This window comes from Herbaspirillum sp. WGmk3 (assembly GCF_023952535.1).
In the GTDB taxonomy this organism is placed as follows: domain Bacteria; phylum Pseudomonadota; class Gammaproteobacteria; order Burkholderiales; family Burkholderiaceae_D; genus Herbaspirillum; species Herbaspirillum huttiense.
The window spans coordinates 1-299 of sequence record NZ_JAKYWT010000043.1 but is presented as its reverse complement, the minus strand read 5'-3'; the positions used below and the strand labels follow the sequence as shown (position 1 = coordinate 299).

1 protein-coding gene is annotated in these 299 nt (G+C 49.5%); it reads left to right on the top strand.

The annotated features are described in order from the left end of the window. Window positions 1-73: 73 nt before the first annotated feature. On the top strand, window positions 74-299 hold a 226-nt coding region (locus tag MKD49_RS25865; RefSeq protein ID WP_000092274.1), incomplete at its 3' end, for a lysis system i-spanin subunit Rz.

Here is a 299-nt window from a genome sequence, read left to right as displayed (position 1 = left end):
AGTTCGAGCATAAGGCTGACAGCCTGATTGCAAAATTCAAAGAAGCGGGCGGAACGGTCAGAGAGATTGATGTATGAGCAGAGTCACCGCGATTATCTCCGCTCTGGTTATCTGCATCATCGTCTGCCTGTCATGGGCTGTTAATCATTACCGTGATAACGCCATTACCTACAAAGCCCAGCGCGACAAAAATGCCAGAGAACTGAAGCTGGCGAACGCGGCAATTACTGACATGCAGATGCGTCAGCGTGATGTTGCTGCGCTCGATGCAAAATACACGAAGGAGTTAGCTGATGCTA